Source organism: Streptomyces sp. ITFR-16, assembly GCF_031844705.1.
GTDB lineage: Bacteria > Actinomycetota > Actinomycetes > Streptomycetales > Streptomycetaceae > Streptomyces.
In genome coordinates this window covers 24,595-46,444 of the sequence record NZ_CP134611.1, presented here as the reverse complement: position 1 = coordinate 46,444, position 21,850 = coordinate 24,595, and the positions used below count along the sequence as shown (strand labels likewise).

General features: G+C 70.4%; 31 protein-coding genes. 3 read left to right on the top strand and 28 right to left on the bottom strand.

Annotated elements, in window-relative coordinates; all coding sequences use genetic code 11:
* Window positions 1-15: 15 nt before the first annotated feature.
* The 27 genes from RLT58_RS35955 to RLT58_RS35825 form a co-directional block, all read right to left on the bottom strand.
* Entirely contained in the window at window positions 16-732 is a 717-nt protein-coding gene (locus tag RLT58_RS35955; RefSeq protein ID WP_311314932.1) for a hypothetical protein, read from the bottom strand.
* A gap of 7 nt (window positions 733-739) precedes the next feature.
* Window positions 740-1,228, bottom strand: coding sequence for a hypothetical protein (locus tag RLT58_RS35950; RefSeq protein WP_311314931.1), 489 nt, complete (start codon window positions 1,226-1,228; stop codon window positions 740-742).
* Between the two features lie 2 nt (window positions 1,229-1,230).
* Window positions 1,231-2,037 carry an Lsr2 family DNA-binding protein gene (locus tag RLT58_RS35945; RefSeq protein ID WP_311314930.1) on the bottom strand — a complete coding sequence of 269 codons (807 nt, stop codon included), beginning with the start codon at window positions 2,035-2,037 and terminating at the stop codon, window positions 1,231-1,233.
* 2 nt (window positions 2,038-2,039) lie between these two features.
* On the bottom strand, window positions 2,040-2,600 hold the full coding sequence (locus RLT58_RS35940; RefSeq protein ID WP_311314929.1) for a WhiB family transcriptional regulator: 561 nt from the start codon (window positions 2,598-2,600) through the stop codon (window positions 2,040-2,042).
* The gene (locus RLT58_RS35935) at window positions 2,597-3,043 is read right to left on the bottom strand and encodes an ASCH domain-containing protein (RefSeq protein WP_311314928.1); all 447 of its coding nucleotides are present in this window, start codon (window positions 3,041-3,043) and stop codon (window positions 2,597-2,599) included. Before RLT58_RS35935 ends, RLT58_RS35940 begins: the two co-directional genes overlap by 4 nt.
* On the bottom strand, window positions 3,040-3,714 hold the full coding sequence (locus RLT58_RS35930; protein WP_311314927.1) for a GGDEF domain-containing protein: 675 nt from the start codon (window positions 3,712-3,714) through the stop codon (window positions 3,040-3,042). The genes RLT58_RS35935 and RLT58_RS35930 overlap by 4 nt, the downstream gene beginning before the upstream one ends.
* 88 nt (window positions 3,715-3,802) lie before the next feature.
* Window positions 3,803-4,102, bottom strand: a complete 300-nt coding sequence (locus RLT58_RS35925; RefSeq protein WP_311314926.1) for a hypothetical protein — start codon at window positions 4,100-4,102, stop codon at window positions 3,803-3,805.
* A gap of 102 nt (window positions 4,103-4,204) precedes the next feature.
* The gene (locus tag RLT58_RS35920) at window positions 4,205-4,627 is read right to left on the bottom strand and encodes an NUDIX domain-containing protein (RefSeq protein WP_311314925.1); all 423 of its coding nucleotides are present in this window, start codon (window positions 4,625-4,627) and stop codon (window positions 4,205-4,207) included.
* Window positions 4,628-4,710: 83 nt separating this feature from the next.
* Window positions 4,711-5,502, bottom strand: coding sequence for a hypothetical protein (locus tag RLT58_RS35915; protein ID WP_311314924.1), 792 nt, complete (start codon window positions 5,500-5,502; stop codon window positions 4,711-4,713).
* Window positions 5,503-5,644: 142 nt separating this feature from the next.
* Window positions 5,645-6,214, bottom strand: a complete 570-nt coding sequence (locus tag RLT58_RS35910) for a hypothetical protein (RefSeq protein ID WP_311314923.1) — start codon at window positions 6,212-6,214, stop codon at window positions 5,645-5,647.
* Between the two features lie 94 nt (window positions 6,215-6,308).
* Window positions 6,309-6,995 carry a hypothetical protein gene (locus RLT58_RS35905; protein ID WP_311314922.1) on the bottom strand — a complete coding sequence of 229 codons (687 nt, stop codon included), beginning with the start codon at window positions 6,993-6,995 and terminating at the stop codon, window positions 6,309-6,311.
* A 97-nt stretch (window positions 6,996-7,092) separates the two neighbouring features.
* Window positions 7,093-7,476 (bottom strand): hypothetical protein, encoded by a 384-nt coding sequence (locus RLT58_RS35900; protein ID WP_311314921.1) that lies wholly within the window; start codon window positions 7,474-7,476, stop codon window positions 7,093-7,095.
* A 60-nt stretch (window positions 7,477-7,536) separates the two neighbouring features.
* Complete coding sequence (locus RLT58_RS35895; RefSeq protein ID WP_311314920.1) at window positions 7,537-8,112, bottom strand: hypothetical protein; 576 nt, start codon at window positions 8,110-8,112, stop codon at window positions 7,537-7,539.
* Window positions 8,113-8,114: 2 nt separating this feature from the next.
* Complete coding sequence (locus RLT58_RS35890) at window positions 8,115-8,246, bottom strand: hypothetical protein (RefSeq protein ID WP_272924171.1); 132 nt, start codon at window positions 8,244-8,246, stop codon at window positions 8,115-8,117.
* Window positions 8,243-8,710 carry a Pycsar system effector family protein gene (locus RLT58_RS35885; RefSeq protein ID WP_311314919.1) on the bottom strand — a complete coding sequence of 156 codons (468 nt, stop codon included), beginning with the start codon at window positions 8,708-8,710 and terminating at the stop codon, window positions 8,243-8,245. Before RLT58_RS35885 ends, RLT58_RS35890 begins: the two co-directional genes overlap by 4 nt.
* A gap of 94 nt (window positions 8,711-8,804) precedes the next feature.
* On the bottom strand, window positions 8,805-9,497 hold the full coding sequence (locus RLT58_RS35880; RefSeq protein WP_311314918.1) for an ATP synthase subunit B family protein: 693 nt from the start codon (window positions 9,495-9,497) through the stop codon (window positions 8,805-8,807).
* Window positions 9,498-9,509: 12 nt separating this feature from the next.
* Window positions 9,510-10,106, bottom strand: coding sequence for a hypothetical protein (locus RLT58_RS35875; RefSeq protein ID WP_311314917.1), 597 nt, complete (start codon window positions 10,104-10,106; stop codon window positions 9,510-9,512).
* A 132-nt stretch (window positions 10,107-10,238) separates the two neighbouring features.
* On the bottom strand, window positions 10,239-10,676 hold the full coding sequence (locus RLT58_RS35870) for an RRQRL motif-containing zinc-binding protein (RefSeq protein WP_311314916.1): 438 nt from the start codon (window positions 10,674-10,676) through the stop codon (window positions 10,239-10,241).
* The gene (locus tag RLT58_RS35865; RefSeq protein WP_311314915.1) at window positions 10,663-11,160 is read right to left on the bottom strand and encodes a hypothetical protein; all 498 of its coding nucleotides are present in this window, start codon (window positions 11,158-11,160) and stop codon (window positions 10,663-10,665) included. The genes RLT58_RS35870 and RLT58_RS35865 overlap by 14 nt, the downstream gene beginning before the upstream one ends.
* Before the next feature lie 146 nt (window positions 11,161-11,306).
* The gene (locus tag RLT58_RS35860) at window positions 11,307-11,489 is read right to left on the bottom strand and encodes a hypothetical protein (protein WP_311314914.1); all 183 of its coding nucleotides are present in this window, start codon (window positions 11,487-11,489) and stop codon (window positions 11,307-11,309) included.
* Window positions 11,486-12,985: a hypothetical protein gene (locus RLT58_RS35855; RefSeq protein WP_311314913.1), complete on the bottom strand. Its 1,500-nt coding sequence runs from the start codon at window positions 12,983-12,985 to the stop codon at window positions 11,486-11,488. The genes RLT58_RS35860 and RLT58_RS35855 overlap by 4 nt, the downstream gene beginning before the upstream one ends.
* Window positions 12,986-13,155: 170 nt before the next feature.
* A complete protein-coding gene (locus tag RLT58_RS35850) occupies window positions 13,156-15,306 on the bottom strand; it encodes a hypothetical protein (RefSeq protein ID WP_311314912.1) in 2,151 nt (716 codons plus the stop codon).
* Window positions 15,306-15,767, bottom strand: coding sequence for a TraA-like protein (locus tag RLT58_RS35845; protein WP_311314911.1), 462 nt, complete (start codon window positions 15,765-15,767; stop codon window positions 15,306-15,308). Before RLT58_RS35845 ends, RLT58_RS35850 begins: the two co-directional genes overlap by 1 nt.
* Before the next feature lie 107 nt (window positions 15,768-15,874).
* Entirely contained in the window at window positions 15,875-16,087 is a 213-nt protein-coding gene (locus RLT58_RS35840; protein ID WP_311314910.1) for a hypothetical protein, read from the bottom strand.
* Between the two features lie 255 nt (window positions 16,088-16,342).
* Entirely contained in the window at window positions 16,343-16,549 is a 207-nt protein-coding gene (locus RLT58_RS35835) for a hypothetical protein (protein WP_311314909.1), read from the bottom strand.
* A gap of 305 nt (window positions 16,550-16,854) precedes the next feature.
* Window positions 16,855-17,100, bottom strand: a complete 246-nt coding sequence (locus tag RLT58_RS35830) for a hypothetical protein (protein ID WP_311314908.1) — start codon at window positions 17,098-17,100, stop codon at window positions 16,855-16,857.
* 698 nt (window positions 17,101-17,798) lie between these two features.
* Window positions 17,799-18,203 carry a hypothetical protein gene (locus RLT58_RS35825; RefSeq protein ID WP_311314907.1) on the bottom strand — a complete coding sequence of 135 codons (405 nt, stop codon included), beginning with the start codon at window positions 18,201-18,203 and terminating at the stop codon, window positions 17,799-17,801.
* A 258-nt stretch (window positions 18,204-18,461) separates the two neighbouring features.
* On the opposite strand from RLT58_RS35825, the gene RLT58_RS35820 reads away from it, so the two are divergent.
* The 3 genes from RLT58_RS35820 (at window position 18,462) to RLT58_RS35810 (ending at window position 20,999) form a co-directional block, all read left to right on the top strand.
* Entirely contained in the window at window positions 18,462-19,217 is a 756-nt protein-coding gene (locus RLT58_RS35820; RefSeq protein ID WP_311314906.1) for a GntR family transcriptional regulator, read from the top strand.
* A 202-nt stretch (window positions 19,218-19,419) separates the two neighbouring features.
* Window positions 19,420-20,433, top strand: a complete 1,014-nt coding sequence (locus tag RLT58_RS35815) for a P-loop nucleotide/nucleoside kinase family protein (RefSeq protein WP_311314905.1) — start codon at window positions 19,420-19,422, stop codon at window positions 20,431-20,433.
* Complete coding sequence (locus RLT58_RS35810; protein ID WP_311314904.1) at window positions 20,430-20,999, top strand: phosphotransferase-like protein; 570 nt, start codon at window positions 20,430-20,432, stop codon at window positions 20,997-20,999. Before RLT58_RS35815 ends, RLT58_RS35810 begins: the two co-directional genes overlap by 4 nt.
* Window positions 21,000-21,006: 7 nt before the next feature.
* Here RLT58_RS35810 and RLT58_RS35805 read toward each other — a convergent pair whose 3' ends face one another.
* Window positions 21,007-21,846: a DUF1932 domain-containing protein gene (locus RLT58_RS35805; protein WP_311314903.1), complete on the bottom strand. Its 840-nt coding sequence runs from the start codon at window positions 21,844-21,846 to the stop codon at window positions 21,007-21,009.
* Window positions 21,847-21,850: the final 4 nt, after the last annotated feature.

Genomic DNA, 21,850 nt, shown 5'->3' with positions numbered 1-21,850 from the left:
CCGGAGCGGGTGGGGTCAGCGGGAGGTCGGGGCGAGCGCGGCCTTGTGGCTGTCGCGGTGCACGCTCTGCGCCGGTTCGGCGAGGACGCGGAGGCCGTGTGGCTCACCGACCGGGCCGCAGGTGCTACACACCACGGCGTAGTTGCGGCGGCCGGCGCACCCGGAGTCGGCGTCGCGGGGCTTGCCGGAGGGGCGGACCGCGTGGGTGCATTCGGTGCCGTCGGGGTGAAGCGGGGCGATCTTCACGGTGATGCGGGCCATGGGCTTCTTCTCCTGGTCGGGTTCGGGGAAGGGCAGCTGGTGGAGCGCCGCCGCGCGGGCACGGCCCCGGGTGGGGCGCGGCGGGGTGGGCGGCTCGGTGCGGACGAGCGTGGTCTCGGGGAGGAGCCCGAGCTGTCCGGCGGCGGCCGCGCGGGCGGCGAGGGTGAGCGAGCGGGTGACCCGGTGGTGCCCGTGGTCGATCCGCAGATGGCACAGCTGGCAGGCGGCGAGCAGATTCGTCTCTCGCACGTCTTCGGGGGTGTGGTTGAGGTGAGCGGTGGTGAGGCCGACCACGGAGCCGGTGTCCGGGTGGATCTCCTCGTGAACGGCGGGGCAGCGGCCGCCGGGGTGCGTCAGGCCGCAGTGGCCCGTGCACTCGCAGCGTCCGCCCGCCCGCTCGAACCGGATCCGCGCGCTGATCTGGGGCCAGTCGCGCGGGTAGCGGTGGAGGTTCTCGGGACGGATGGGCACGGCCGGGTCACTCGCCGCCGGTGGCCTGGCGCTGCTCGAACTCCTCGATCAGTTCGCCCAGCGCGCTCGGGTCTCCGGCGTGGCCCACCCACACGCCGGCTTCGGTCCATACCGGCACTTCGCCGCTGTCCTCTGCGTCGAAGTAGCAGATGTAGGGCCCGTACCTCTCCAGCACGGCCGTGGCGACGGCGGCCGGGTCGGACAGCAGGGGCGCGGTCTCCAGTACGGCGAGAGTGGTGACGATCAGCCACATCGGCTCGTCCGGCGTGCGGGGCAGCCGAAGGTAGCCGGTGACGCGCAGCTGGTCGCCGGGGACGAGCTCGTGCAGCACCCTGTGCGCGAGCTCCGCGTCGGCGACGCTGCACGGCAAGATCATCTCGTCGGTGCGCTCGTCCGTCGGGGAGACGGTGAGACGGAACCGCGCCGTCGACCCGTGCAGGTCGCCGGGCACGGTCTCTTCGTCCAGGAACCCGTCCAGGGCTATCGCGTCGCCCATGGTCAGCTGGCCTTGGCGACCGGCGCCTGGTGGGCGGCGTCGAACGCGTCCAGGATCTCCTTGCGGACGATCCCGGCGTTGGCGACCGTGTGGCCGTTCTTCCGTGCCCAGGCCCGGATCTCGGCGAGCTCGTCCTTGCTGCGACCGCTGCCGAGCCCGGAGCGGATCGGGGTGGGCGCGGTGGCCGTTCCCGTGTTCGCGGTGCGGGCGCCGGCCTTCGCGGTGCGCAGCTGCTCCTGTGCCGCTTCGAGTTCGGCCTTGAGCTTGGCGACCTTCTCTTCGGCCTCGCGCTGCGCGGCCTCGGAGTCGCGGCGCTCGGACAGCTCGGTCAGGTCGGCGGTGATGCGGGCGGCGCGGCTGCGGATCCCAGCGAGGCTGTGCGATCCCGCCCAGTCGAGCAGCTCCTGGATCTCGGTGGAGACCGGGACGGCGAGAGTGGCGGGCCGTCCGAGGACCTGGTCGGCGATGAGGTCGTGGAGCTTGGTCTCGCTCAGGCCGGTGGCCTCGCGGATGGTGTCCGCGCCGTCGCCGTTGTTGTGCATGGAGATCGCCATGGCGGCGTGCGCGGACAGGGCCGGGGCGGTGGTGGTCGTCATGGTGGATGCGTCTCCGGATTCCGTGAGGGGGAGCAGGGTGGTGAGGGTGGTGTCGTCGTGGGGGAGGCCGATGGCGTCCAGGAGTTCCGCGAGGTCGTCGCGGTCGTGGGAGTGGTGCGCGGTGACCCGGGCCGCGGCGGCGAGTTGCTGCTCGTGGTTCGGGTTGAGGGGCAGCGACTCGGCTTCGAGGGCTTCTTGCCAGTCGGTGAACACGGCTACGCCGCCTTGCCGCTGACGAACAGTTCCAGCACGTGCCGGTTGCTGGCCGCCTGCTCGGGGGTGATCGGCTGGCTCCAGCGGTTGTACGGCTCGGGCCGGGTCGGGATGAGCTCCATTTCGAGGCGGGACAGGGCGCGGGTGCGGACGGTCGGCGGGGCGAGCCGCGCGTCCTGCCGGCGCTGCGCACGGCGGCGGTCCTGTTCGGCGACCACCGCGACCCAGTCGTCACCGAGGCGTGCCGCGAGTTGCTTGCGCAGCTGCTTGCGGTCGCGGGCGGTGGTCGCCGCCCACACCCCGGTTTTGGTCAGGTCCTCGTTGGCGAGCGCCCATTTCAGGCAGCCCTGGACGATCGGGCAGCCGGAGCAGGCGTGCTTGGCCTGGGCCAGCGCCTTCTCGCGGGCGTGCGGGTCCTTGTCGGTGTTGTGGATGTCCTCGATGCCGAACAGCTCGGGGCTGGTGCGGCAGCGCAGGACCTCCTCGGTGTGGGGGAAGGGGATGCGGGCGTCGGCGGGGACGATGGCCGGCGCGTTGGGGACGCCGGTGCGGTTGCCGTTCATGGGGTTCCCTCCGGGGCGTGCAGGTCAGGGAGCTGGAGGCGGACCTGGTCCACAAGGTCCTCGCTGGGCTTCCACGGTCCGAGCGCGCCCGCCGGGATGGGGATCGGGAGGGGGAGCTCCTGGACGTCGGTGAAGACCAGGTGGAACGGGCTGCCGGGTTCGGCCCACGGGGTGCAGCGCCCGTCGCCGGGGTGGACGTCGGTGAGGCGGGCAACGCCGATGACCGCGCCCCGTTCCAGCTGGCGGCCGCGGATGGTGGTGGCGACCAGCGGCAGGCGCAGCGCGGCTCGTTCGACGGCGAGTCCGGCGTGCAGGAGGTAGAGACCCAGCGGCCAGCCCGGGGAGGGGCGGTTCTCGATCGTCTTGTCGCCGGTGATGAGGCAGGTCGCCCAGGGCTGGCGGACCGTGATGCCCCGGATCCAGTCGACGCGTGTCTGGCTCATGCGGCCCTCGCCGTCGCGTGGGTGCCGGGGCGTCCGGCGCGGCGACCGTTGATGCTGGCCACGTTCGCGTGCTCGGGGCCTGCCACCACCGGGGTGCCCGTGTGCTTGCCCGCGTACATCGCGGCGTCCGCACCGCGCAGCAGGGCGGACAGGTCGCGGGTGCGCAGGGTGTCGGGGGTGGCGGCGCCGACCGAGGCGGCGACATCGACCGGGTGGCCGTCGATGTCGACCGGTTCGGACAGCGTCCGGGCGAGCTGGGCGAGGCGGACTGCGCGGCGGCTGGGGCCGATCCGCGTGGCCACTGCGAACTCGTCTCCACCGAGGCGGCCGACGACTCCGCGGCTTCCGGCCCACTCGATCAGGCGCTCACCGGTCGCGGTCAGCGCCCGGTCGCCAGCCGCGTGGCCGTGGCCGTCATTCAGAGCCTTGAAGTGATCGAGGTCGATCAGGGCGACCATCACGGTGTCGCCGTACCGGTCGATGAGGTGCTGCGCCCGGCGCTCAAACCCCGCGCGCCGCTGAGCACCGGTCAGGGGATCGCGGTGAGCGTTGGCGAGCTGGCGGTGCAGGGCCACCGCGTGGACAGTCCAGCCGGTGAGCGGGACCGCGAGGGTGGTGATGAGGAGCGCGCGTTGCCCAGGACGGGCCTGGACGCGTGCGATGGAGGTCATACTGGTGACTCCCTCTCGTCTCGTACGGGATGGGTGGCCCGGGGCAGGCGACGGTTTCGACGCCTATGGCGCCTGCTCCGGGGCGTAACTACAGCTCGTAGAGCTTCTTGCTGCTCCAGCTGAACGGGTTGGGCCAGAGGCCGGCCTTCGCCGCCGCCCAGTCCAGCTCCCAGCCGTCGCGCGTGCCGCGCGCTCCCCAGCCGCCGTTCTGCTGGCCGGGGTTCTCGAGTCCGGCCTGCCGCGCGGAGAGTGCCGCGTCGTAGACCTGGTGGGCGCGGGTCAGTGCCTCGGTCACCGAGGTCGCCTGGCCGGTGAAGACGTGCAAGCCGTGCTGCGCCCGGTCGTTGGTGTGTATCGGGACGTCAACCTCGTAGAACTCCAAGTGCATGACGCCCTCTCCTTCCTGTCGCTGGTCGTGGCGGAACACCGCAACCGCCCCGGCCGGTGAGGCCGGGGCGGCACGGAGGAGCGCCGCGCTCGCGCGGAAGGATCAGCGGCTGAGGGCGTCCGCGACGATCTCAGCGTGGTCGAACGCGAGGTCCGGGAGCGCGTCCAGGCGCCACCAGCGGGCGGCAGTGGCGTCGTCTCCCGCCGTTGGCTGGACCAGCGCCGGCAGGGTGGCCGTGTAAGCGACGGTGACGTACCGACCGCGAGGGTCACGGTCGGGGGCGTCGTAGGCGCCCACCTGCCGGAGCTCGATGGCCGGGACCGGGATCCCGCTTTCCTCCTCGAGCTCGCGGGATCCAGCGGCCCGACTGGCCTCTCCCCTGCTCACATGGCCACCGGGCAAAGCCCACTGGTCCTTGAACGGGTCCCAGCCCCGCTCGATCAGCAGGACGTGACCTGCGGCGAACAGGACCACGTCGGCGGTGTAGCGGATCGTCTCGTCGACGTCGATGGTGTCGGTGATCACCAGATGTCTCCTGGTCTCGAAGAGGATGGAGGGGGCCGCCCCGGCCGGTGGGCCGGGGCGGCGCGGAGTACGTTGCAGGGTGGTCAGGCCGGGACGGGGGCCGGGGTGTCGAGCCCGGAACCGAGCAGCAGGCCGCGGATCGACTGCTCGTACTCGCCGGTGCGGATCCGGTCGAACATGAGCTGACCGGCGACCAGGCAGCGGGCTCGCAGCTGGATCAGGGCGAAGGCGCGAGGGTCGGCGCCCGCGTCGGTCGCGGCCTGGGTGGCAGCAGCTCCGGCGAGCTGGGTGGCCGTCTGTAGGGCAGCCTCGCGCCGGGAGTACTCGGCTCGGCAGCTCGCCCAGCTGGTCAGCGCGCGAGTTTCCTGCACCCGCGTCTCCCACACCTTGTACATGCGGTGCATGCCCTCGGGGTCTGCGACCCACTGGTCGGCCCACTGCCGGACGAGGTCGGGCAGCTGAGCGAGGACGGCCATGACCTGCTTGCCGCGGTGTCCGAACGCGTGCCACGGATCGGCTTCCTCGATCACCCGCAGCTGGTGGCAGAGCACCCAGTACGAGTACCCGTGCCAGGTGCCGGTCTCTCCGAGCGGCTCGACGACCCACAGCCGTGCCGGCCACTGCACGCGTTCCAGGAGCTCGCCGGGACGGGTGTAGGTCCGGAAGTAGCTGAAGGCGGTCTCGTCGTACCAGGGCCTGCCCGGAGTGGGGTGGTTGACGACCTGACCGATGTGGTCGGCGAGGTTGACGGTCGGGATCGGGTCGCCCGTCCGTACCGGGTACGCGTACCCGGCGGCGTCGCCGATGCTGGGCGGGACGGTGCCGTCGGGCCGGGTGGCCATGTAGTGGACGACGGGCCGGGTGCTGTGTGCCATGACTTCCTCCAGGTCGGTCAGGAACGTGCAGATGATGGGCGGTTCGGTGCAGGTCAGGTGCGGGCGGCAGCGGCCGGTCCGCGGAGCTCGTCCACGCGGATGGCGGCCTGCTCGGTCAGCTGGGCGGGGGGCGACGCGCTGATCACAGGCGGCGGGCGAGTTCCGTGGTGACGCGCTCGGCTTCGGCTCCGTCGGCGAGGATCTGCGCCTGGAGCTTGTTCGCCTGCCGCCTGCTGAGCGGGCTGACGTTCATCTCGTGACGGACCCAGGCGATGCGGTTCTCGCGAGCGCCGGAACGGATGAGCTGGTCGACCTCGACGAAACCGCGCAGCAGATTCAGCTTGAGCTGCTTGGGGTCGCGCAGCTTCGGAGCGTTCAGCAGCAGCCACATCTCGCCCTTCGGGGCGATCACGGTCGCGACGCGTACGTCCTTGGCCTTGCCGACGATGGCCTGCTTGACGCCGACGGACTTCCAGACGTTCTCCGGGACGCCCGCCGCTTCGCCCTGGGCTTCGTTGGCGAGCCCGAGCATCAGGTGGGGCTTGGTCAGGATGATCGTGACCGCGCCCAGCGGGCGACGGCCGAAGTGGTCGTGGACCAGGTTCCGGACGGTCGGCGCGAAGGAGGTGACGCACTGTTCGGCGGTGCGGGAGACGAACGCGCCGTAGCGCAGCACGCTGAGCTGGGAGGGCCTGTTCTTGGTGCGGGGCATCGGGGTGGGTCCTCTCGGTCGCGGAGCAACAAGGCGGGCTGATTGACCACCGCACCGCCCCGGCCGGGAGGGCCGGGGCGGAACGGGCAGTCCGTCAGACCGAGTGGATGCCGGTGAGGTCGTCGTCCAGGGCGTCGGCCTTGGCACCGTCGACGTCTCCGTCGGCGGTCACCGGAACGGTGGGGAGGCCGGCGGCGCGGGCGGCGAGCTGGTGGCGGATCTGCTCCATGCCGGTGATGGCCACCGGCTGCTCGCCGTCGCCAGTCAGCAGCGTGAAGTGGTGCTTGTACTCCTCCCTCTCAGCGCGGTGGTGGAGCACGACGCCGGGGGCGAGGTAGAAGGACGCCTCGCCGTCCTCGTAGCCGCGCCACCGGTCCTGGTCCCGCAGGAAGTTGTCGCCGTCGTCGATACGGAAGGAGGCGTTGGCGGCGCGGCGTGCGGCGTCTTCCTCGGTCGCGGTGACGACCTGGGCGAGGGCCTCGTCCAGCGTGGCGGCCGGGGCCGGTGCCGATGCGCGGGTGGTCCTGAGCGGGCTGGTGGTTCGCATGAGGCGGCGCAGTGGAACGAGGACGAGTTCGGCGAGCCCGTCGATGGCGACGGCCCCGACAACGGCGACGGCTCCGGCGAGCAGGATGCGGGTGCCGTCGGACCAGGAGGCGGGGGCGAGCTCGTAGCCGAGGTAGGCGCCGGCCGCGCCGCCGATCAGCGCGGACGCCATGCTGGCGCCTTCGATCATCGAGTTGGCGACGGTGTTGGCCGTCTGGCGCAGGGTTGCGGTCATGATGATGGAGCTCCTTCTTCTTCTCGATGCGCTCTGGGAGGGGAGGGGGTGCTGCTCCGGGGCGGCCGGGTTCGATGCCTGCGGCCGCCCCGGGCGCTCAGTGGCCGACCGTGTGGGCGGCGGCGGTGGTGCGGACGGTGTCCGCGAGGATCACGGTCAGCTCGTGGCCGTGGTCGACGGCGTCCTCCAGGCGCTCGATGAGCTCCGGGGGCAGGCCGCGGTTGCGGGCGCCGGTCAGGACGCCCTCCAGGTAGAGGACGTCGGCGAGGATGCGGCCGCGGACGTCCAGGACGCCGGGCTGCACGGCGAGGACGTCGGTGTTCTTGGCGGTCGCCAAGGCCGCGTGGTTCGCGGCCCCGGTGTACGCGGTCTCGGTCTGCTCGGACAGCAGGCCGTCAATCTCGGTGGTGTCGCCGTAGGCGCGGCGCCATCCGAAGCGGGCGGCGGCGACTTCCTTGAGGGAGCGGCGGGCGAGGGACACGGTGACCTCCAGGGGAGGGCCGGTCGTCCGGTCTCGGCTGACCGGGCGGAGAGCGTCCGGTCAGCTCTTGGGGAAGCGCAGGATCGTGAACTCGGTGCCGGTGCCGTAGGTGCGCGGCTTGGCGGTCAGGATCTCCGGCTGCTCGTCCGCGAGGCGCTGCAGCTCCTCCTCGATCCACTCGGTGGAGCGCTGGAGGGCGAGGCGGTCCAGGTGGAAGCTGGTGAGGTAGACGATGCCGTCGTAGTCCGAGCGGCGCTCCGAGTGCAGCCGCCGGCGCACGATCTCGCGGGCGGCGTCGTCGTCGGGACGGGTCGGCAGGTCCCGGGGCAGCGCCCGGCACTGGGCAGCGTGGGCGTTGGCGATCTCCCCGCCCGTCTGCTCGGTGTAGATGGGGTTGTCGCGGTCCTTGTAGCGGGCGCGGTACGAGCAGCCGAGGCAGGCGACCGCGTAGTAGGTGCCGTTGACCCCGGCGTCGGCGGTGTAGACGAGGACGACGGCTCCGGCCAGCCCGAGGAAGCGCTGGGAGATGATCACGCCTTCCGGCTTCCAGGTCTCGCCGATCTCCGGCCACGGCTCGGGGGTGAACTCCGGCTCGTCGGCGGCGGTGCGGGTGCGGGAGAAGAGGGTGGGTGCCATGGTTACTGCTCCTTCTGGTCGGCCTGGGCGTGGATGCGGGCGGCGGTGCGGCGGGCGGCCGCGATGACGAACGGGATGGCGAGTGCGCCGGCGATGCTGGCGTAGGAGATGACGAAGCTGGCGGCGGTGCTCACAGCAGCGCCCTGATCGCGGCGACGGTCAGCAGGGCGAGTGCGGCGAGGATGACGTCGACCGCGAGGGTCAGGCGCTGGAACTTGCGGGCCGCGAGGGTCGACAGCGCCTTGATGCGGGCGAGTCGGTGGTCCTGCTCCATCGCCGCCTCGAGGTCGCTCTCCTCTAGGCGCGCCCACTGCGGGAAGGTGCCCGGCGCGGCCGTGCCGACCGTGAGGCAGGGCCGGACGACCAGGAGGAGTAAGACAGCCGCGGCGGCGAGGGCGAGCACGGCTAGGGCGCCGACGACCTTCGTGAACCCGGGCAGGTCCTTGTCGGCGAGGCTGGCCAGACCGGCAAGGACCGCGCCGTCGAAGGCGAGCAGGAGGCTGGCCTTGCTGTCGGTGCGGGCGATCTCACCGGTGACGGCGGCGCAGGCCGCGTCCCGGTTCCGGTCGCCGACGATGGTGAGGGGGGCGGTGGTCACGTGCGACTCCCATCCGGGCCGGGCTGTCCGGCTCCCCGTCACCACCCGGCCCGCAGGGTGCGGGGCGGGTGGATCAGGCAACCGTCAGACCAGGTCAGGCAGCGGCGCGCTGGAGGGGGAGGGCGACGGCCCGGCACGTCTCCGCGTGCTCCTGCGCCCAGCGCTTGAGCTTGACGCCGTCGTAGAGGCCGTCCAGGAAGCTGGTCCGGGCCTCGGGGGTGTCGTACACCTGATCGCGGGTCTCCTCCTTCCGGTAGCCGCAGCCGGAGCAGAGGCTGACCAGCTTCAGGTCGACGCACTTGGAGGAGTAGCCGTAGCCGGGCTGCGCGTTGGTGTCCTCGGTGACGAACAGGGTCAGGTCGATGAGCGCGCCGACCAGGTTCTGGAACCGGGCGACGACCCCTTCCGGGTTGGGCGTCGGGTGCGGGAGCTTGGCCTTGAGCTGCTCGATCTCGGCGTTCAGCTCCCGGACCTTCTGGTCGGCCAGGCGCTCGATGCCGTTCGCTCGCTCCACGGCCGCGTTGATCAGAGCAGTGGAACGCTGCTCGGTCCGCTGTGCCGAGGCCCTGGCTTCGGCGACGCGGGCGTCGGCCTGCTGGTTGAGGTTGGCGAGCTCCTGGTGGAAGCGGGCGGTGGCCTGCTCCGCTTCCACAGTCAATTCCGTGGTGCGGCGCCGCTCGGTCTCCAGATCCTTCTCCAGCCCGTCGCACTTGCTCCGGACCATGGGAAACGCGGACGCGAGGTTGTCCAGCTCAGCGAGCCGGGCCGTGGTGATGATCCGGAACATGACGACGTCCTCTCAGCGAGCCGGGTGGTTGTGGTTGTGCAGGTGGATCAGCGGGCGAAGGGACAGGCCGCGCAGGGCGAGGAGGCTGCCGATCGTCCAGGCCAGGACGGCGAGCGCGGCGGCGACCGGGCGGCCGGCGGCGGGGGCGGCGTCCCACACCATGAACACCGAGCAGGCGCCGTGCGCGGTCCAGGTCAGCCGGGCGCCGACGGCACCGGTGAACCAGGACAGGGCCAAGGAGGCGATGCCGACGCCCTGCCAGATGACGAACGCGCTGCTGGCGGTCAGCGGCAGGCCGACTGTGTGCGCGCTCAGGTAGGCGTGGACGGGATCGGCGACGGTGGCGGTCCACTGCGTGAACCACGCCCAGTTCTGGTGGTGGTACCAGTCGATGCCCTTGGGGATGCCCCACTTGAGGAAGAGCAGCAGGGCGACCAGGGCGACGACCCCGAGGGCGGCGATGGCGCCGGGCGGGATGTCGTCGGCGGCCTTGATCGGGTGCGGCCGGGGCGGGGCCGGCCGCCGGGGCGGCGGGACGCGCTGGCTGTCGTCGATGGTGTCCAGCGGCGGGACGGTCGGGTCGGGCTCGTGCTTGTCGGGCTCGCTCACCGGGTTCTCCTTCACGGTGGTCGACGGCGTGGACGAGTGGTGCTGTGCGCGGGCGGACCGGGCTGGCCGACTCCCCTTCACCACCCGCCGACGGGCGGGTGGGTCAGGCAACCGGCAGACGCGGGAGTGGGTTCATGCCGCTGCGGCGAGGTGCTCGCCGGGCTGGCGCATGTAGCTGTCGGGCTCGGCTGGGGTGCCGTCGTAGCACTCCAGGCAGGACCCGAGGGATTTCAGGGGGAGGCAGTGGTAATACCGCCTCGAACACGACGGGCAGGTCTGGCGCTTGGCCATCGCCTTGTCGAGGGCGACCTCCTTGGCGAAGGTCATCGGCCGGATCGGCTTGGCCTTGGCGATCTCGTACAGGAAGGCCATGCGCTTGCCGCCCCGGCACTCGATGACCGCGACCGGGTCCTGGCCGCCGGGCCGTAAGCGCCGCTCCCGCAGTTGCCGCCTGGTCGCGAGCCCTTTCGGTGCCTGCCTCCAGCGGTGCACGGGCAGGGCCCCGGTGGGATCGGCGTAGATATCGACGTCCCGGACGGCCGACGGGGACGTCGCCTCAGCGGCGGCCACGGCCTCGGTTGTGTCCGCGGCCGGTGTGGACCTGCACCTTGGCGCGGCCGCGGGCGTTGACGTTGATCGACCGGCCGCTGCCGGGGCCGGTAACGAGCATCTTGAAGAGGACAAAGCCGATCAGCGCGACGCCGGCCAGGATGGCGAGCGCCTTGGCGAGCTCCAGCAGCGCGGCGGCCAGGAAGTAGACGCCGACACCGGCGATCCCGAGGATGACCGCGACCAGGGCGGCCTTCACCAGGAGCGGGGAGACGTAGGGCTGCGGGGCCGGGGCGGGCGGCGCGGTGTAGTAGGCGACGTACTGCCCGTTGGGGCCGGGCATCATGACGACGCCGTCCAGGCCGGCGGTCGGCGGGTAGACGACCGTGTTCTGGGGGAGCGGGGCGACGTGCTGGCCGTACTGCGGGGCGGGCGCCTGTCCGTACCGGGGCGGCAGCGGCTCGGGGTAGGAGGTGGGCTGGGGCTGCCCGTCGTAAGACGGCATGATGGGTCCTCTCCTCGATGGGGAGCTCGGGCGGATGTCATGGCGTGAGATCGCCCGGGGAGGCTTCGGCCTCTTCACCGGTCTCCGGGGGTGCTTGATTCATCCCCGGGGGCCAGTGGAGCCGTCGAAGCTCGGTGGGTGCGTCTTCAGTTGGTGAGGTGGCGCCACCGAGTGGGCAGCAGCTCGTCCCGGCGCATCAGGATCGTCGTCGGGTGGCCGGGGCTGGCCTTGGGGAGCAGGGCGACCGGCTCGGTGCCCAGGTGGGTGAAGTCGAACTCGAAGTCCGTGTCCACGGTGTCCTCTTCCTCTTCTTCGGGCCGGTGGGTCATGCCGCACCGACGCTGTCGCTGTCGTCGTCCTCGAAGACGTCCAGGGCGTCGGCGATGACCGACTCCTCGAATCCGTCCTCTTCCGCGAGGCGCTTCTTCGCGGTGCGGACGCGGTCTCCGACCCACGTCTCGCCCTTGCCGTACTGGTTTCCGAGGCGCTCCAGGTCCGGCGCGAGGCCGGACAGCGAGCACTTCGCGATGTACCGCTCGGCTTCGTCACGCTGCTTCTCGCGCACTTCGCGAGGGACCCGACCGCCGTTTTCCGAGGCGGTCAGGGCGGGCACGGCGCTGAGCGCGGCCCCACTTTCCGAGGCGCGTCCCGCAGAAATCGAGGCGCGGGCGACTGCACTTTCCGAGGTTCCGCGAGCCTTGGTGGCGGCTCGCTCCAGGGCGCGCTGTCGCTTGAGCTTCTCGGCTTCCTCCAGGGCGCGCGCCTCAGCCTCAGCCTTGATCCGCTCGGCCTCAGCGGCGGCGTCGGCCTCCTTGCGGAGCGCCTCTGCCTGGGCGTCGGCCTCCTTGCGCAGCGCCTCTGCCTGCGCTTCTGCCTTGACGATCTCGGCCTGGCGGGCGGCCTCACGGTCCCGTTCGGCCTGCTCCCGCTCCCACTGCTCGCGGCGGCGGCGGTCTTCGATCTCGGCTTCGGTCTTGCGCCGCGTCGCCTCGATTTCTGCGGTGCGCTCGGTCAGCGCGAGCCGCTCGCGTTCTGCCTCGATTTCTGCGCGGCGGGTACGGTCGGCCGCCTCGATTTCTGCGGTGAGCCGCTCGTTTTCGAGCCTCGCGATTTCCTCGCGTTCGCGCCGGGCCGCCTCGCGTTCTGCGTCCGCACGCTTCGCGGCGGACTCGCGATCTGCCGCCTCGCGCTTGTCGGCCGCCTCGCGTTCTTCCCTCTCGCGGGCTCGCTTTTCGGCTGCCTCGCGTTCCGCGACCTTCACGCTCTCGAACTGCGCGATGATCGCGGCCAGTTCACCGCGGCGCCGTGTGGCGTACTTGCGGTAGCCGGTGGCGGCTTCCGCGAGCAGGATCAGCAGGGCCGGGGCAACGGAGTGGAGCAGGATTCCGCCGGCGTCCGGCTTCTGCGGGATGAAGTGGAAGTGGCCGTCCGGGTAGAGCGACGTCCAGCAGTTCATCACCCAGGTGGAGAGGCCGGCGGTCCAGCGCAGCAGGAACGGCCAGCCGCCGGGCTTGTAGTCGCCGCCGTGTTCCGCGAGGACACCGTCGACGTACAGGACGGTGATCAGGGCGAGGCTGGCCAGCGGGTCCAGCATCCAGGCGATGTACCAGGGGATCTCGTGGGAGACGCCGAACCGGGTCACATTCACACAAGTGAAGATCAAAGCGCCTCCTCCGAGGGTGAGGAGCGCCTTGGTGACCATGGCCAGGACCTCGTCCAGCTTGGCGATGGACTTCTTGGCCTTGGCGGCGTCGTCGGCGTTGACGGGTGCGGGGGTCCTGGGCTGCCCGGCCGGTGTCTGCCGGGGCACGGTCGGGGGGCTCATTTTGATTACCTTCCGTAATGTGCGGGGGAGGTGTGCGGCGCACACTGCACAGGGCGCAAACCAGGATCAATCACCTGTGTGCGGGCCTGCACAGTGGAAATTCCCTAGAGAGGGGGAGGGGCCGCACAGTGCGCTGTGCGGTGTGCGGCCCCTCCCGCTTCCAGCTACTCTCAGTTGCCGTTTTCGAGCGGGGAGCGGATCAGGTCGTACGATCCGTAGCCCTCCTCGGACTCGTCCTTGGCGATGACGCCGTCGTCCAGGAGCTGCTTCTTGAGACGGTTCCACCAGTCGCGGGCGCCCTTCTTGTTGACCCGCATCCAGAGGTCGTTGAGCTCCTTGGGCTCGAAGCTGTCTTTGCCTTCGCGCACCCAGGAATCCAGGCGAGCAAAGATGGCGTCCTTGGTGTCCTCGGGGGAGAGCTTGTCCTCGTCGGACACCGCGCCGGGCAGCTGGAAGACGGGGGCGTCGTCGGCCGGGGCCTCGATCTCGGTGTCGACGCTGAGGTGGTCGTACGCGCCGGGCTCGGGGTCGGCGGCCAGGATCTGCCGCAGTTCCTCGTCCAAGTCCTCGGTCTCCTTCGCGAGCAGTTCGGGGTCGACCTCGATGTCCACGTCCTCGTCCTCCTCGTACTCGTCGTCGGCGTCGTACTCGGAGGCCGTGTCCGCCGCCGGGGCGGCGGGTGCGGCCGGCTGCTGGGGGAAGGAACCGACGCCGTCGGTGTCGCCCTCCAGGAGCGGGGTGGTGTACGTGGTGCGGTTGGTCCACAGCGCGCCGAACGCTTCCGCGGTCGTGGCGTCCATGGGGGTGCGCACGTTCATGCCTGCGGTGACGGCGGCCGCCAGGGTGGGGCGGTCGGCGTTGTAGGTGCGAGCGGTGACCGCCCAGCGGTCTTCGGCGATGCCCATTCCGGCCGCGTACAGGTAGCCGGGCTTCCTGTTCGCCCAGCCGGGGAAGGCGCCGGCGTCGATCGCCTCGGGCGGCAGGACGTACTGGGCTTCCGCGCCGTCGGACAGGCCGTAGGCCATACCGGCGGGGTGATTGGAGCGCGCCGTGGTGTCCATCTGGTCGTGCGTGGCGCGCTGGATGGAGGAGAGGAACCAGCCGCCGGTGGAGCGCAGGGTGCGCAGCACCTTGCTGTACGCCTCGCCGTCGGCGAAGTCGGCGGCCTCCTCACCGATGATCAGCAGGAAGTTCAGGCCGCAGCCCGGCTTCCACTTCGAGAGGCCCTTGGCGGCGAGGTAGTCGCCGCGGGCCTTGATGACGGTGTGCATCTGCTTGAAGAACCGGCGGGCGTCCTTCTCGTTGGTGATCACCATGTCGGCGGCGTGCCGGACGTGCCCGTAGTCCTGCATGAACTTCGAGCAGTTGATGACGATGACGGACACCTCGCGGCGGGTTGACGCCTCGGTCACGATGATCGAGTTGCCGACCGTCTTGCCCGCGCCGTTGACGCCCTGGGCGACGCAGTGCTCAACGTTCTCGCCGCCCTTGACCTCCTGCGGGTCGTTGAGGATGCCGGGCAGGTTGAGCTTGAGCGTCTCGCCGTCCTCGTACCGTCCGAGGTTGATCGGCAGGTCGCCGAACCCTGCGCCGAACGCGGAGGGGCCGGGCCACGCGAACCCGTCCTTCAGCAGGTCGGCGACCTGGACGCGCATGGTGATCAGCGAGGCGTCGTCGTCGTCGACGGTGTGGGTGATGCGGCCGGACCCGAGCTTGAGCGCGGAGGTCATGGCGGGGATACGGCGGGCGAACTCGTCCGCCGTAGCCCCGTCCTTCGCCTCGACCTTGGCGACGACCGTGCCCTTGCCGTTGGACTTGGCCTCCTGGAGTTCGTGCTTGGCCAGGCCGATCTCGGATTCAAGCTTGGCCCACTTGCCGTCGGCCTTCTCTCCCGCGCCCTTCTTGTGCAGCGCCGACCAGAGGTGGTTGGCGATGCACAGGCCGGACCCGGCGAGTGCCCAGGCGCCCATCGTGGCGCCGGACTCCAGGCCCACCACGGTGCCGAGGGTGATCCCGGCCGTGGTGGCGATGGAGTTGACCTGGTGGAGGTAGCGGACGTCCTTCTCGCGCTTGGCCTTGACGTCCATGTGGTTGATCAGCTTGGACAGGGCCGCGCCGGTGCCGGCCAGCCCGAGCGCGGCGAGCGCCAGGGAGGCCGGGGTGGTGGCGAGCAGCACGTGGGCGGTCTCAGCGACGATGCAGCCGCCGATGTTGATGCCCCACGGCCCGCCGTAGGTGACCCACGCCTTCCTCGAGGAGTCCTGCTCCTCTTCGGTACGGGTGTCGATTTTTTTTGCTCGTGCGGAGATACGGCGAGCCATCACGCTGCCCTTCCGGCCTCGCCCGGACGCCCGGCGGCGCCCTTGGGCTTGTCACCGATGGAGAATCCGGGCTTCTTCGAGCCCTTGCCCTCGCGCGCCTTCCGCTCAGCCTCGATCTCGGGCTGGATGAAGTGCTTGACGAAGGAGGCGTACATCTTGATGCCGCTCAGCCCGAGGACCTTCGCGGCGGAAGCGCCGCCCTTGAGGTGGGCGGACACCAGCTTGGAGCGGATCTTGGACTGGGCACCGAAGGTCCACCATTTGCCCTTGTACTGGGCGAGGATGGCGCCGACCATGTCCGCGTCCATGCCGATCCGCATGTGGAGCTCCAGGCCGATCGCCCGCAGGATCCGGGCGTACTGGTAGAGGTCGCGGTCCGTCGTGAACTCGATCTTCTCCAGCTGCTGGATGAGCTGGGAGAGGTTCGAGCCGAGCTTCTCGCCGCTTTCGCTGTCGCTCATATCGGGGTGAGTTCCTTCCAGGTCGGGGGTCGTACGGACGGGTCGGGGGCTGTCACCTCCCCGCGGGCCCGCACCTCGCGGTACGGAGCCACGGGCAGACGGCAAAATCACCGACTGCTGGTGCTGGCCTGGTCGTCTCCGGCGTTCTGCACGGCCGTGCTGATGCCGCTGCCCATGCCGTTGATGGCACCGGCGAGCGGGGAGGTGGCCAGGGCGTAGCCGCAGACGAGCGCGGCGATCATGACGCCCGCTCGCATGTCGGAGCGCCAGAACAGGTACGTGGCGCCCCCGGCGAGCAGGAACAGGGGAAGGCTGATCACGAGGTCCTCCAAGGACGGGGGAGTCGGGGAAGTGCTCTCCAGCCGCGAGGGCCGAACCGAGCGGGGAAGCAGGTGCTCCTTCGCTCTCCACCGCCACCGGACCGCGCGGGCGGGCCGGTGGCGACTGGGCAACGCAGGAAGCGCGGTGTGCGGGTCAGCGGGCCAGGAGCACCGTGGCGATGACGATGAACGGGCCGGCCATACCGAGCAGGTAGATGAAGCGCATAGCGCTTACCTCCGGGGTCAGTTGGTGGATCAGGGGGCGGATCGCGGCGCCGGCCGGGGGTGATCCGCGGGGGCGTGCAGGCGGTGTACCGGGTGTCCCGCCGCCCAGGCCCTGGCGGCGGCCGCGGCTGCGGCAACGAGCAGGGCCTGGGCGAGCGGGTGGTGGATGCCGTGAGCGGTGAGGGCCCGGGCCGCGGTGTGCTGCGCGGTCCGGGCCCGGGTGATCCAGAGGGTCACTTCTTGCCAGCGTTCGATCCGCTCGACTGCCGGTTCTGTTCCGCGTTCTTCCGCGAGAGCTCTGCGCGTTCGGCGTCGGTCATCGCTGGCCACCGCCCTGCGCGTTGCGGCGGTCGGCTTCCTGCGCCCTGCGCAGTGCCTCGTCGGCCTGGTTGCGTGTGATGATGTTCATTGGGCCTCCACATCAGGTCCTGACGGCCCCGGGGGTGCGATCCTCGGGGCTGTCCTTGTGGTGCGGGACGGGCTGTCCAGCTCCCCCTCACCGCCCGTTCCGGCCGGGCCGGTGCGGGCGGATCAGGCAGCCGTCAGACCTGCTCGAACTCGATCGCGCTCATCACGCTGGTGCCGTGCAGCGCGACGACGGTGAGGCGGTTGCCGTCCCGAGTGCGCAGCTGCTCGCCCTTCGCGGTGCGGTTGTGTACGACCGGCTCGAAGCCGGCCATCGTGTTCGCACCGATCAGGCGGTACGCCTCCTCCGAGCTCAGACCGGCGACGTTGTAGCGGGTCGCCGGGGTCGCGCCGAAGAACTGGTGGTTGATCAGGGAATCCATGGGCTCTCCTGCCGGGTGGGTGGTGGAGCGGGAGTCCTCCGCGCTCTCCACCGCTCACCGGACCGACGAAGCGGGCGGTGAGCGACTGGGCAGCGCGTGGCTGCTGGAACAGAGAGGCGCGGTAGCGCGCCTGTCGCCCTCTGCGGGCGATGCCGGGTCGGATCCCGGTGCGTCATGTCGAGCTGTGACGCGCGCCGTGTTTGGTCCGGCGCATCAGCTGCGGCGTCACGTCACCGAATTGGTGGGTGCGACTGGCAAAGTCGGGCCGCTGGGGGACAAGCTTCACCCGGCTTGTCTCGGAGGCGATCTGTCTCATCTCGCCACATGCGGTGGGGCCACGCTGGTCGATCCGCTTGCCATCCAGCCGGTGGTGCATCGAACTGGTCAGCGCCCGGTCCTTCCCCCCGTCCCCGGTGAAGGGAACGGCGTTGCCGTGCGTAGGGGGAGAGTTCAGCTCTCCGGGTGGCTCGCCCTCGTCCATTCGTCTCGGATTAGGCACCTGCCCGGCGCTGCGCTCTCGCGTCAGCCCCGCATGATCACTGTTCAGTTCTCAAGACAACGGCCGCTTCCTTGGCCCCCTCCGAGGAGGAGAACTTCCGGGCGGTAAATCGGGGACCGAGGGTCCGGCTCCCTCATCCGGCGCCGCCATCAGGCGGTTCCGGGTGGGGGAGCCGGGTCCGTGAGGGACCCGGCTGGAGCTAGGCCGCGAGCGGCACGGGCTCAGTGGCGGCGACCGGCGGCGCGATGCGCAGCTGCGCGGCGTAGGGGAGGAGCACGTCGACCAGGCGCTCGCGCACCAGCTCGGTGATCGACGGGTCGGCCGCGAGGATGTCCCGCGCCGCTTCCCGCCGCGCCCCGGACTCCGCGATGACCTCGTCGCGCGCCTTGGTCTTGCCCTTCGTCATTGCGGCCGCGGCGTCCCATCGGGCCAGCTCGTCCGACGTCACCAGCCCGTACATCTCGAGCGGCGTACCGAAGGCGATGTCCAGGTCGATGTCGCCGAAATCCGGCAGCGCCACGTCGATGGCGTCCAGCAGCTCCTGGGTCTCCGTGTCGAAGTTTTCGGTGGCGAGACTGGCGGCGGGGCGGCGGGTGACGTTCATGGGGTGGTGCTCCTCTCGGAAAGGCAGGGCGCGGGAGGCGTCCCAATGGCGGTCAGGCAGGGCTGAGCAATCCCGAGACGAGGTCTCGTTCACCTCGTTAACGAGGTTGATGGACTCAGTGAAGCGGCGTTCGTTAGCGATGTCAAGCTGCTCGCTAACGAGGTAGTCTCCTCGAGTGGCTCTTGCCTGGATCAAGCCGTCCCTACGGCGATCCCGATAGCTGGCCGCCATAGGATCGCTAGCGAGATAGGGAGACACATGGCGAAAGATGCGGGCAGCCAGTTGCCCAAGTACCGGCGGATTGCAGACGACCTGAAGGCAGCTATCGAGGCCGGGGAGTACGGTCCCGGCGATCGACTGCCAGGCGAAAACGCACTCGCCGCGCAGTACGGCGTCGCTGCGCTTACCGCCCGCCAGGCTCTTCGCACCCTCAAGAACCAGGGGCTTGCTGAGTCCCGGAAGGGCGCGGGCGTCTTCGTTCAGTCGTTCCGCCCAATCCGGCGACAGGGCATTCAGCGACTGGCACGTGACCAGTGGGGCGCAGGAAAGTCGATCTGGTCGGCCGACGAAGACCGGCCGCTTGCTGTTGATCAAGTAACCGTCGACCAAGCAGTTCCGCCGCCGCACATCGCTCGTGTGCTTGAGCTGGGGGAAGGAGAAACTGCCTGTGTGCGCTCCCGCCGATACGTGCTGGACGGTCGCGCAGTGATGATCGCCATTTCCTACCTCCCCTACGAGTTGGTGGAAGGCTCGGCAATCACGCAGGCGGATACAGGGCCGGGTGGCATCTACGCGCGGCTCGCAGACCTCGGTCACACGGTGGTGCGCTTCCGTGAGGAGATCCGAGGCCGGCTGCCAACAAGCTCCGAGGCTGCGGCGCTCGGCATGTCGGACGAGCGGTCCGTGATCAAGCTCTGCCGTACTGCCTTCGACAGCGAGGAGCGCGTCGTCGAGATCAACGAGATGACCCTCGACAGCGCCTCGTACGTTCTGGACTACGAATTCGATGCCTAACCGTTCGATGCCCTGCATCGCCGCCCCCTGACTGGTTGTCTTGTGGGGCCAATCACACCGGCGACGGCAGAGACGGAACATCACAGCGGCTTGTCGAAGCTCGTGCGCATCGCTGTTCACGGGTTTTCAACATCCACGTACACATGGGATTTGGGGACCGAGCCCTAGGCTCGCGCCCATGCATATGACGGAGGGGCAGAGGATGGCGAAGCAGCGAGCGGGATGGAGGCCCGACCGGCTACTCGAGCAGCGGGAGGCTCACGGGCTGACCCTGGAGAAGGCCGGCGAACGCCTCCGGGAGGTTGCCGAGCGGGCCAAGCTGAAGGGCATCCCTGCTGCGAATCCTCAGACGTTGTGGCAGCACGAGCAGGGCGAGGTCTACCCGGGTCCGCACTATCGGCGGGCCTACTGCCTCCTGTACCGCGCCACCGAGCCTGACCTTGGCTTCCGGACCGCTCTGCCGGGTGAGGAGACGTCTTTCAAGCTCACGCCGATGGACGATCGCCTCAACGGATCGCACGTCCTGGCTGTCGAACGTGCGATTCACCGCATCGCTCCGGGCTCGGGGGAAGCTGATCACTTCGACCTCCAACAGCGCATCATCGACGCTTGGAAGCGGAGGCACACTGGCGGCGATCCGCACCGCCCGGTCCTCATCCTGGTCGGCGGTTTCGCGGGCAGCGGGAAGACCGAGCTGGCCCGGTTCTTCGTTCAGCTCACCGGCTGGCCGCTGCTCGACAAGGACCCCCTCACCCGTCCTCTCGTCGAACGGCTGCTGGTTGCGCTGGGCGGCGACGCGAACGACAGGCACACCGATCTCTACCGCGAGCAGGTCCGCCCGGTGGAATACAGCTGCCTGATGCAGTCGGCTATGGCCAACATCAAGTGCGGGATCAGCACCGTGTTGACCGCGCCGTTCATCGGCGAGATGACGGATCCGGAATGGATGGAACGGCTGACGAACCGGTGCTCCGCGATGGGCGTCGACGTCTTCCCCGTGTGGGTTCGTTGCGATCAGGAGTCGATGCGGGAGTACATCACCTTCCGCTCCGCTGCCCGGGACGCGTGGAAGCTGGCCCGCTGGGAGGAGTACCTCGAAACGATCGACCTGGAGCTGCGACCGGCCGTTCCGCACCTGGTCGTCGACAACCGGATGGGCACCGCAGTCTCGCTCGCTGACCAGGCCCGCCAGGCGATGGGGTCGATGTACGCATGAGCCAAAAGCAGGGCGTCATCCTGTACGGACCGCCGGCCTCGGGGAAAGACACCATCACCCACGCCTTGGCTGAACTCGATCCGCGGTACAGCCAGTTCGCCCGCCTTAAGGTCGGCACGGGCAAGAGCGCCGGCTACCGCATGGGCTCGGAGGAGCAGCTGCGGCAGCTGGAGGCCGTGGGCGACGTCGTCTACGTGAACGCCCGGTACGGCAACACGTACGCGATCGACCGGCCCGGCGTCGACGCAGCGTTCGCGGCCGGGGTGCCCGTGGTGCACCTCGGGCAGGTCGACGGCATCCGCGCCCTGGTCGACGGCTACCCGGCCGACTGGTCGGTGGTGCTGCTGTGGTGCCCGCGCGAGGTGACCGAGCAGCGGTCGGCGGGTCGCGGCGACAGCGACACCGCGGCGCGCCTGGCGGCGTGGGACGCGACCCGCGAGGACCTGGGCACGCACCCGGGTACGACCTGGGACCTGACCGTGGACACCACGACGACGACCCCGCAGGACGCAGCGCGGCTCATCGACCAGCTGCTGGCGCAGCGGGCAGGAGCGCCGACGGTATGAACGCGGGTTACGGCTGCGCGAGTCGGTCCAGGGCATCGGTGAGCGTGAGCTCGCTGTCGTCCTTGACGTCGTGCCACCGTGCCAGCGTGGACGCGGCCGCGCGCAGCATCTCCGGCGGAAGGCCGGCGGCCGCGAGCGCGTCGGCAGCTTCCTCCAGCTCCGGGCCCCAGCGCCATGCGCGCGCCGCGGTCTTGGCGACGTACTGCGGCTCGGACAGGTACGAGTCAGTGCGCTTCGAGGCGACCTCAATGAGCTCCTGGTCGACGCCGTGCTCACGCGCCATTCCGACCGCGAGCGCCACCAGCACCCGCGAGGTCTTTTGGAACGTGGCGTACGACAGCTTCAGCGCAGACGCCTTCCCCACCTCCGTGCCCAGCACCGCCGTCCGGACCACGGTGCCCGCGAACAGCGCCTCGATGCGCTCGGTCGCGCCGACCGGGCCGGACAGGTACAAGGTCGGAGTCTTGCCGCGCACCGGCGGGGAGCCGACGACGCCGCCGTCCACGACGGTCGCGTCCGGTGCGAACAGGGCGGCGATCCGCTGCGTTCGCACGGGGTTGATGGCGTTCGCCTCCACGTACACCCCGGCGAAGCGGTGCCCGGCGACGTCGCGGGCCAGGTCCTCGGCTGCGGCTGGCGGGCAGAGGCTGATGACGATGTCGCTGCGGTCCAGCAGTTCGGCCAGCGTGGCCACGGGCGTCAGCCCGAACTGGGCGGCCCGTTCCACGGACGCGGTGCTGCGCCCGGTCTCGCACCACAGGGCCTCGGCCGCGTTGGTCGCAGCGCAGGCGGCGACGGCGGCGCCCATGCTGCCGGGGTGGAGGATGCCGACGGTCGGCTGGTCCACGGTG

Excerpts from the sequence above, each read along its gene's own strand:
- RLT58_RS35935 (WP_311314928.1), bottom strand. The coding sequence starts at position 3,043 with ATGAGCCAGACACGCGTCGACTGGATCCGGGGCATCACGGTCCGCCAG.
- RLT58_RS35860 (WP_311314914.1), bottom strand. The coding sequence starts at position 11,489 with ATGACCCACCGGCCCGAAGAAGAGGAAGAGGACACCGTGGACACGGAC.
- RLT58_RS35825 (WP_311314907.1), bottom strand. The coding sequence starts at position 18,203 with ATGAACGTCACCCGCCGCCCCGCCGCCAGTCTCGCCACCGAAAACTTC.
- RLT58_RS35940 (WP_311314929.1), bottom strand. The coding sequence starts at position 2,600 with ATGAACGGCAACCGCACCGGCGTCCCCAACGCGCCGGCCATCGTCCCC.
- RLT58_RS35915 (WP_311314924.1), bottom strand. The coding sequence starts at position 5,502 with ATGGCACACAGCACCCGGCCCGTCGTCCACTACATGGCCACCCGGCCC.
- RLT58_RS35950 (WP_311314931.1), bottom strand. The coding sequence starts at position 1,228 with ATGGGCGACGCGATAGCCCTGGACGGGTTCCTGGACGAAGAGACCGTG.
- RLT58_RS35855 (WP_311314913.1), bottom strand. The coding sequence starts at position 12,985 with ATGAGCCCCCCGACCGTGCCCCGGCAGACACCGGCCGGGCAGCCCAGG.
- RLT58_RS35845 (WP_311314911.1), bottom strand. The coding sequence starts at position 15,767 with ATGAGCGACAGCGAAAGCGGCGAGAAGCTCGGCTCGAACCTCTCCCAG.
- RLT58_RS35820 (WP_311314906.1), top strand. The coding sequence starts at position 18,462 with ATGGCGAAAGATGCGGGCAGCCAGTTGCCCAAGTACCGGCGGATTGCA.
- RLT58_RS35880 (WP_311314918.1), bottom strand. The coding sequence starts at position 9,497 with ATGTTCCGGATCATCACCACGGCCCGGCTCGCTGAGCTGGACAACCTC.
- RLT58_RS35905 (WP_311314922.1), bottom strand. The coding sequence starts at position 6,995 with ATGACCGCAACCCTGCGCCAGACGGCCAACACCGTCGCCAACTCGATG.
- RLT58_RS35810 (WP_311314904.1), top strand. The coding sequence starts at position 20,430 with ATGAGCCAAAAGCAGGGCGTCATCCTGTACGGACCGCCGGCCTCGGGG.
- RLT58_RS35930 (WP_311314927.1), bottom strand. The coding sequence starts at position 3,714 with ATGACCTCCATCGCACGCGTCCAGGCCCGTCCTGGGCAACGCGCGCTC.
- RLT58_RS35830 (WP_311314908.1), bottom strand. The coding sequence starts at position 17,100 with ATGGATTCCCTGATCAACCACCAGTTCTTCGGCGCGACCCCGGCGACC.
- RLT58_RS35895 (WP_311314920.1), bottom strand. The coding sequence starts at position 8,112 with ATGGCACCCACCCTCTTCTCCCGCACCCGCACCGCCGCCGACGAGCCG.
- RLT58_RS35815 (WP_311314905.1), top strand. The coding sequence starts at position 19,420 with ATGGCGAAGCAGCGAGCGGGATGGAGGCCCGACCGGCTACTCGAGCAG.
- RLT58_RS35850 (WP_311314912.1), bottom strand. The coding sequence starts at position 15,306 with ATGGCTCGCCGTATCTCCGCACGAGCAAAAAAAATCGACACCCGTACC.
- RLT58_RS35865 (WP_311314915.1), bottom strand. The coding sequence starts at position 11,160 with ATGCCGTCTTACGACGGGCAGCCCCAGCCCACCTCCTACCCCGAGCCG.
- RLT58_RS35910 (WP_311314923.1), bottom strand. The coding sequence starts at position 6,214 with ATGCCCCGCACCAAGAACAGGCCCTCCCAGCTCAGCGTGCTGCGCTAC.
- RLT58_RS35925 (WP_311314926.1), bottom strand. The coding sequence starts at position 4,102 with ATGCACTTGGAGTTCTACGAGGTTGACGTCCCGATACACACCAACGAC.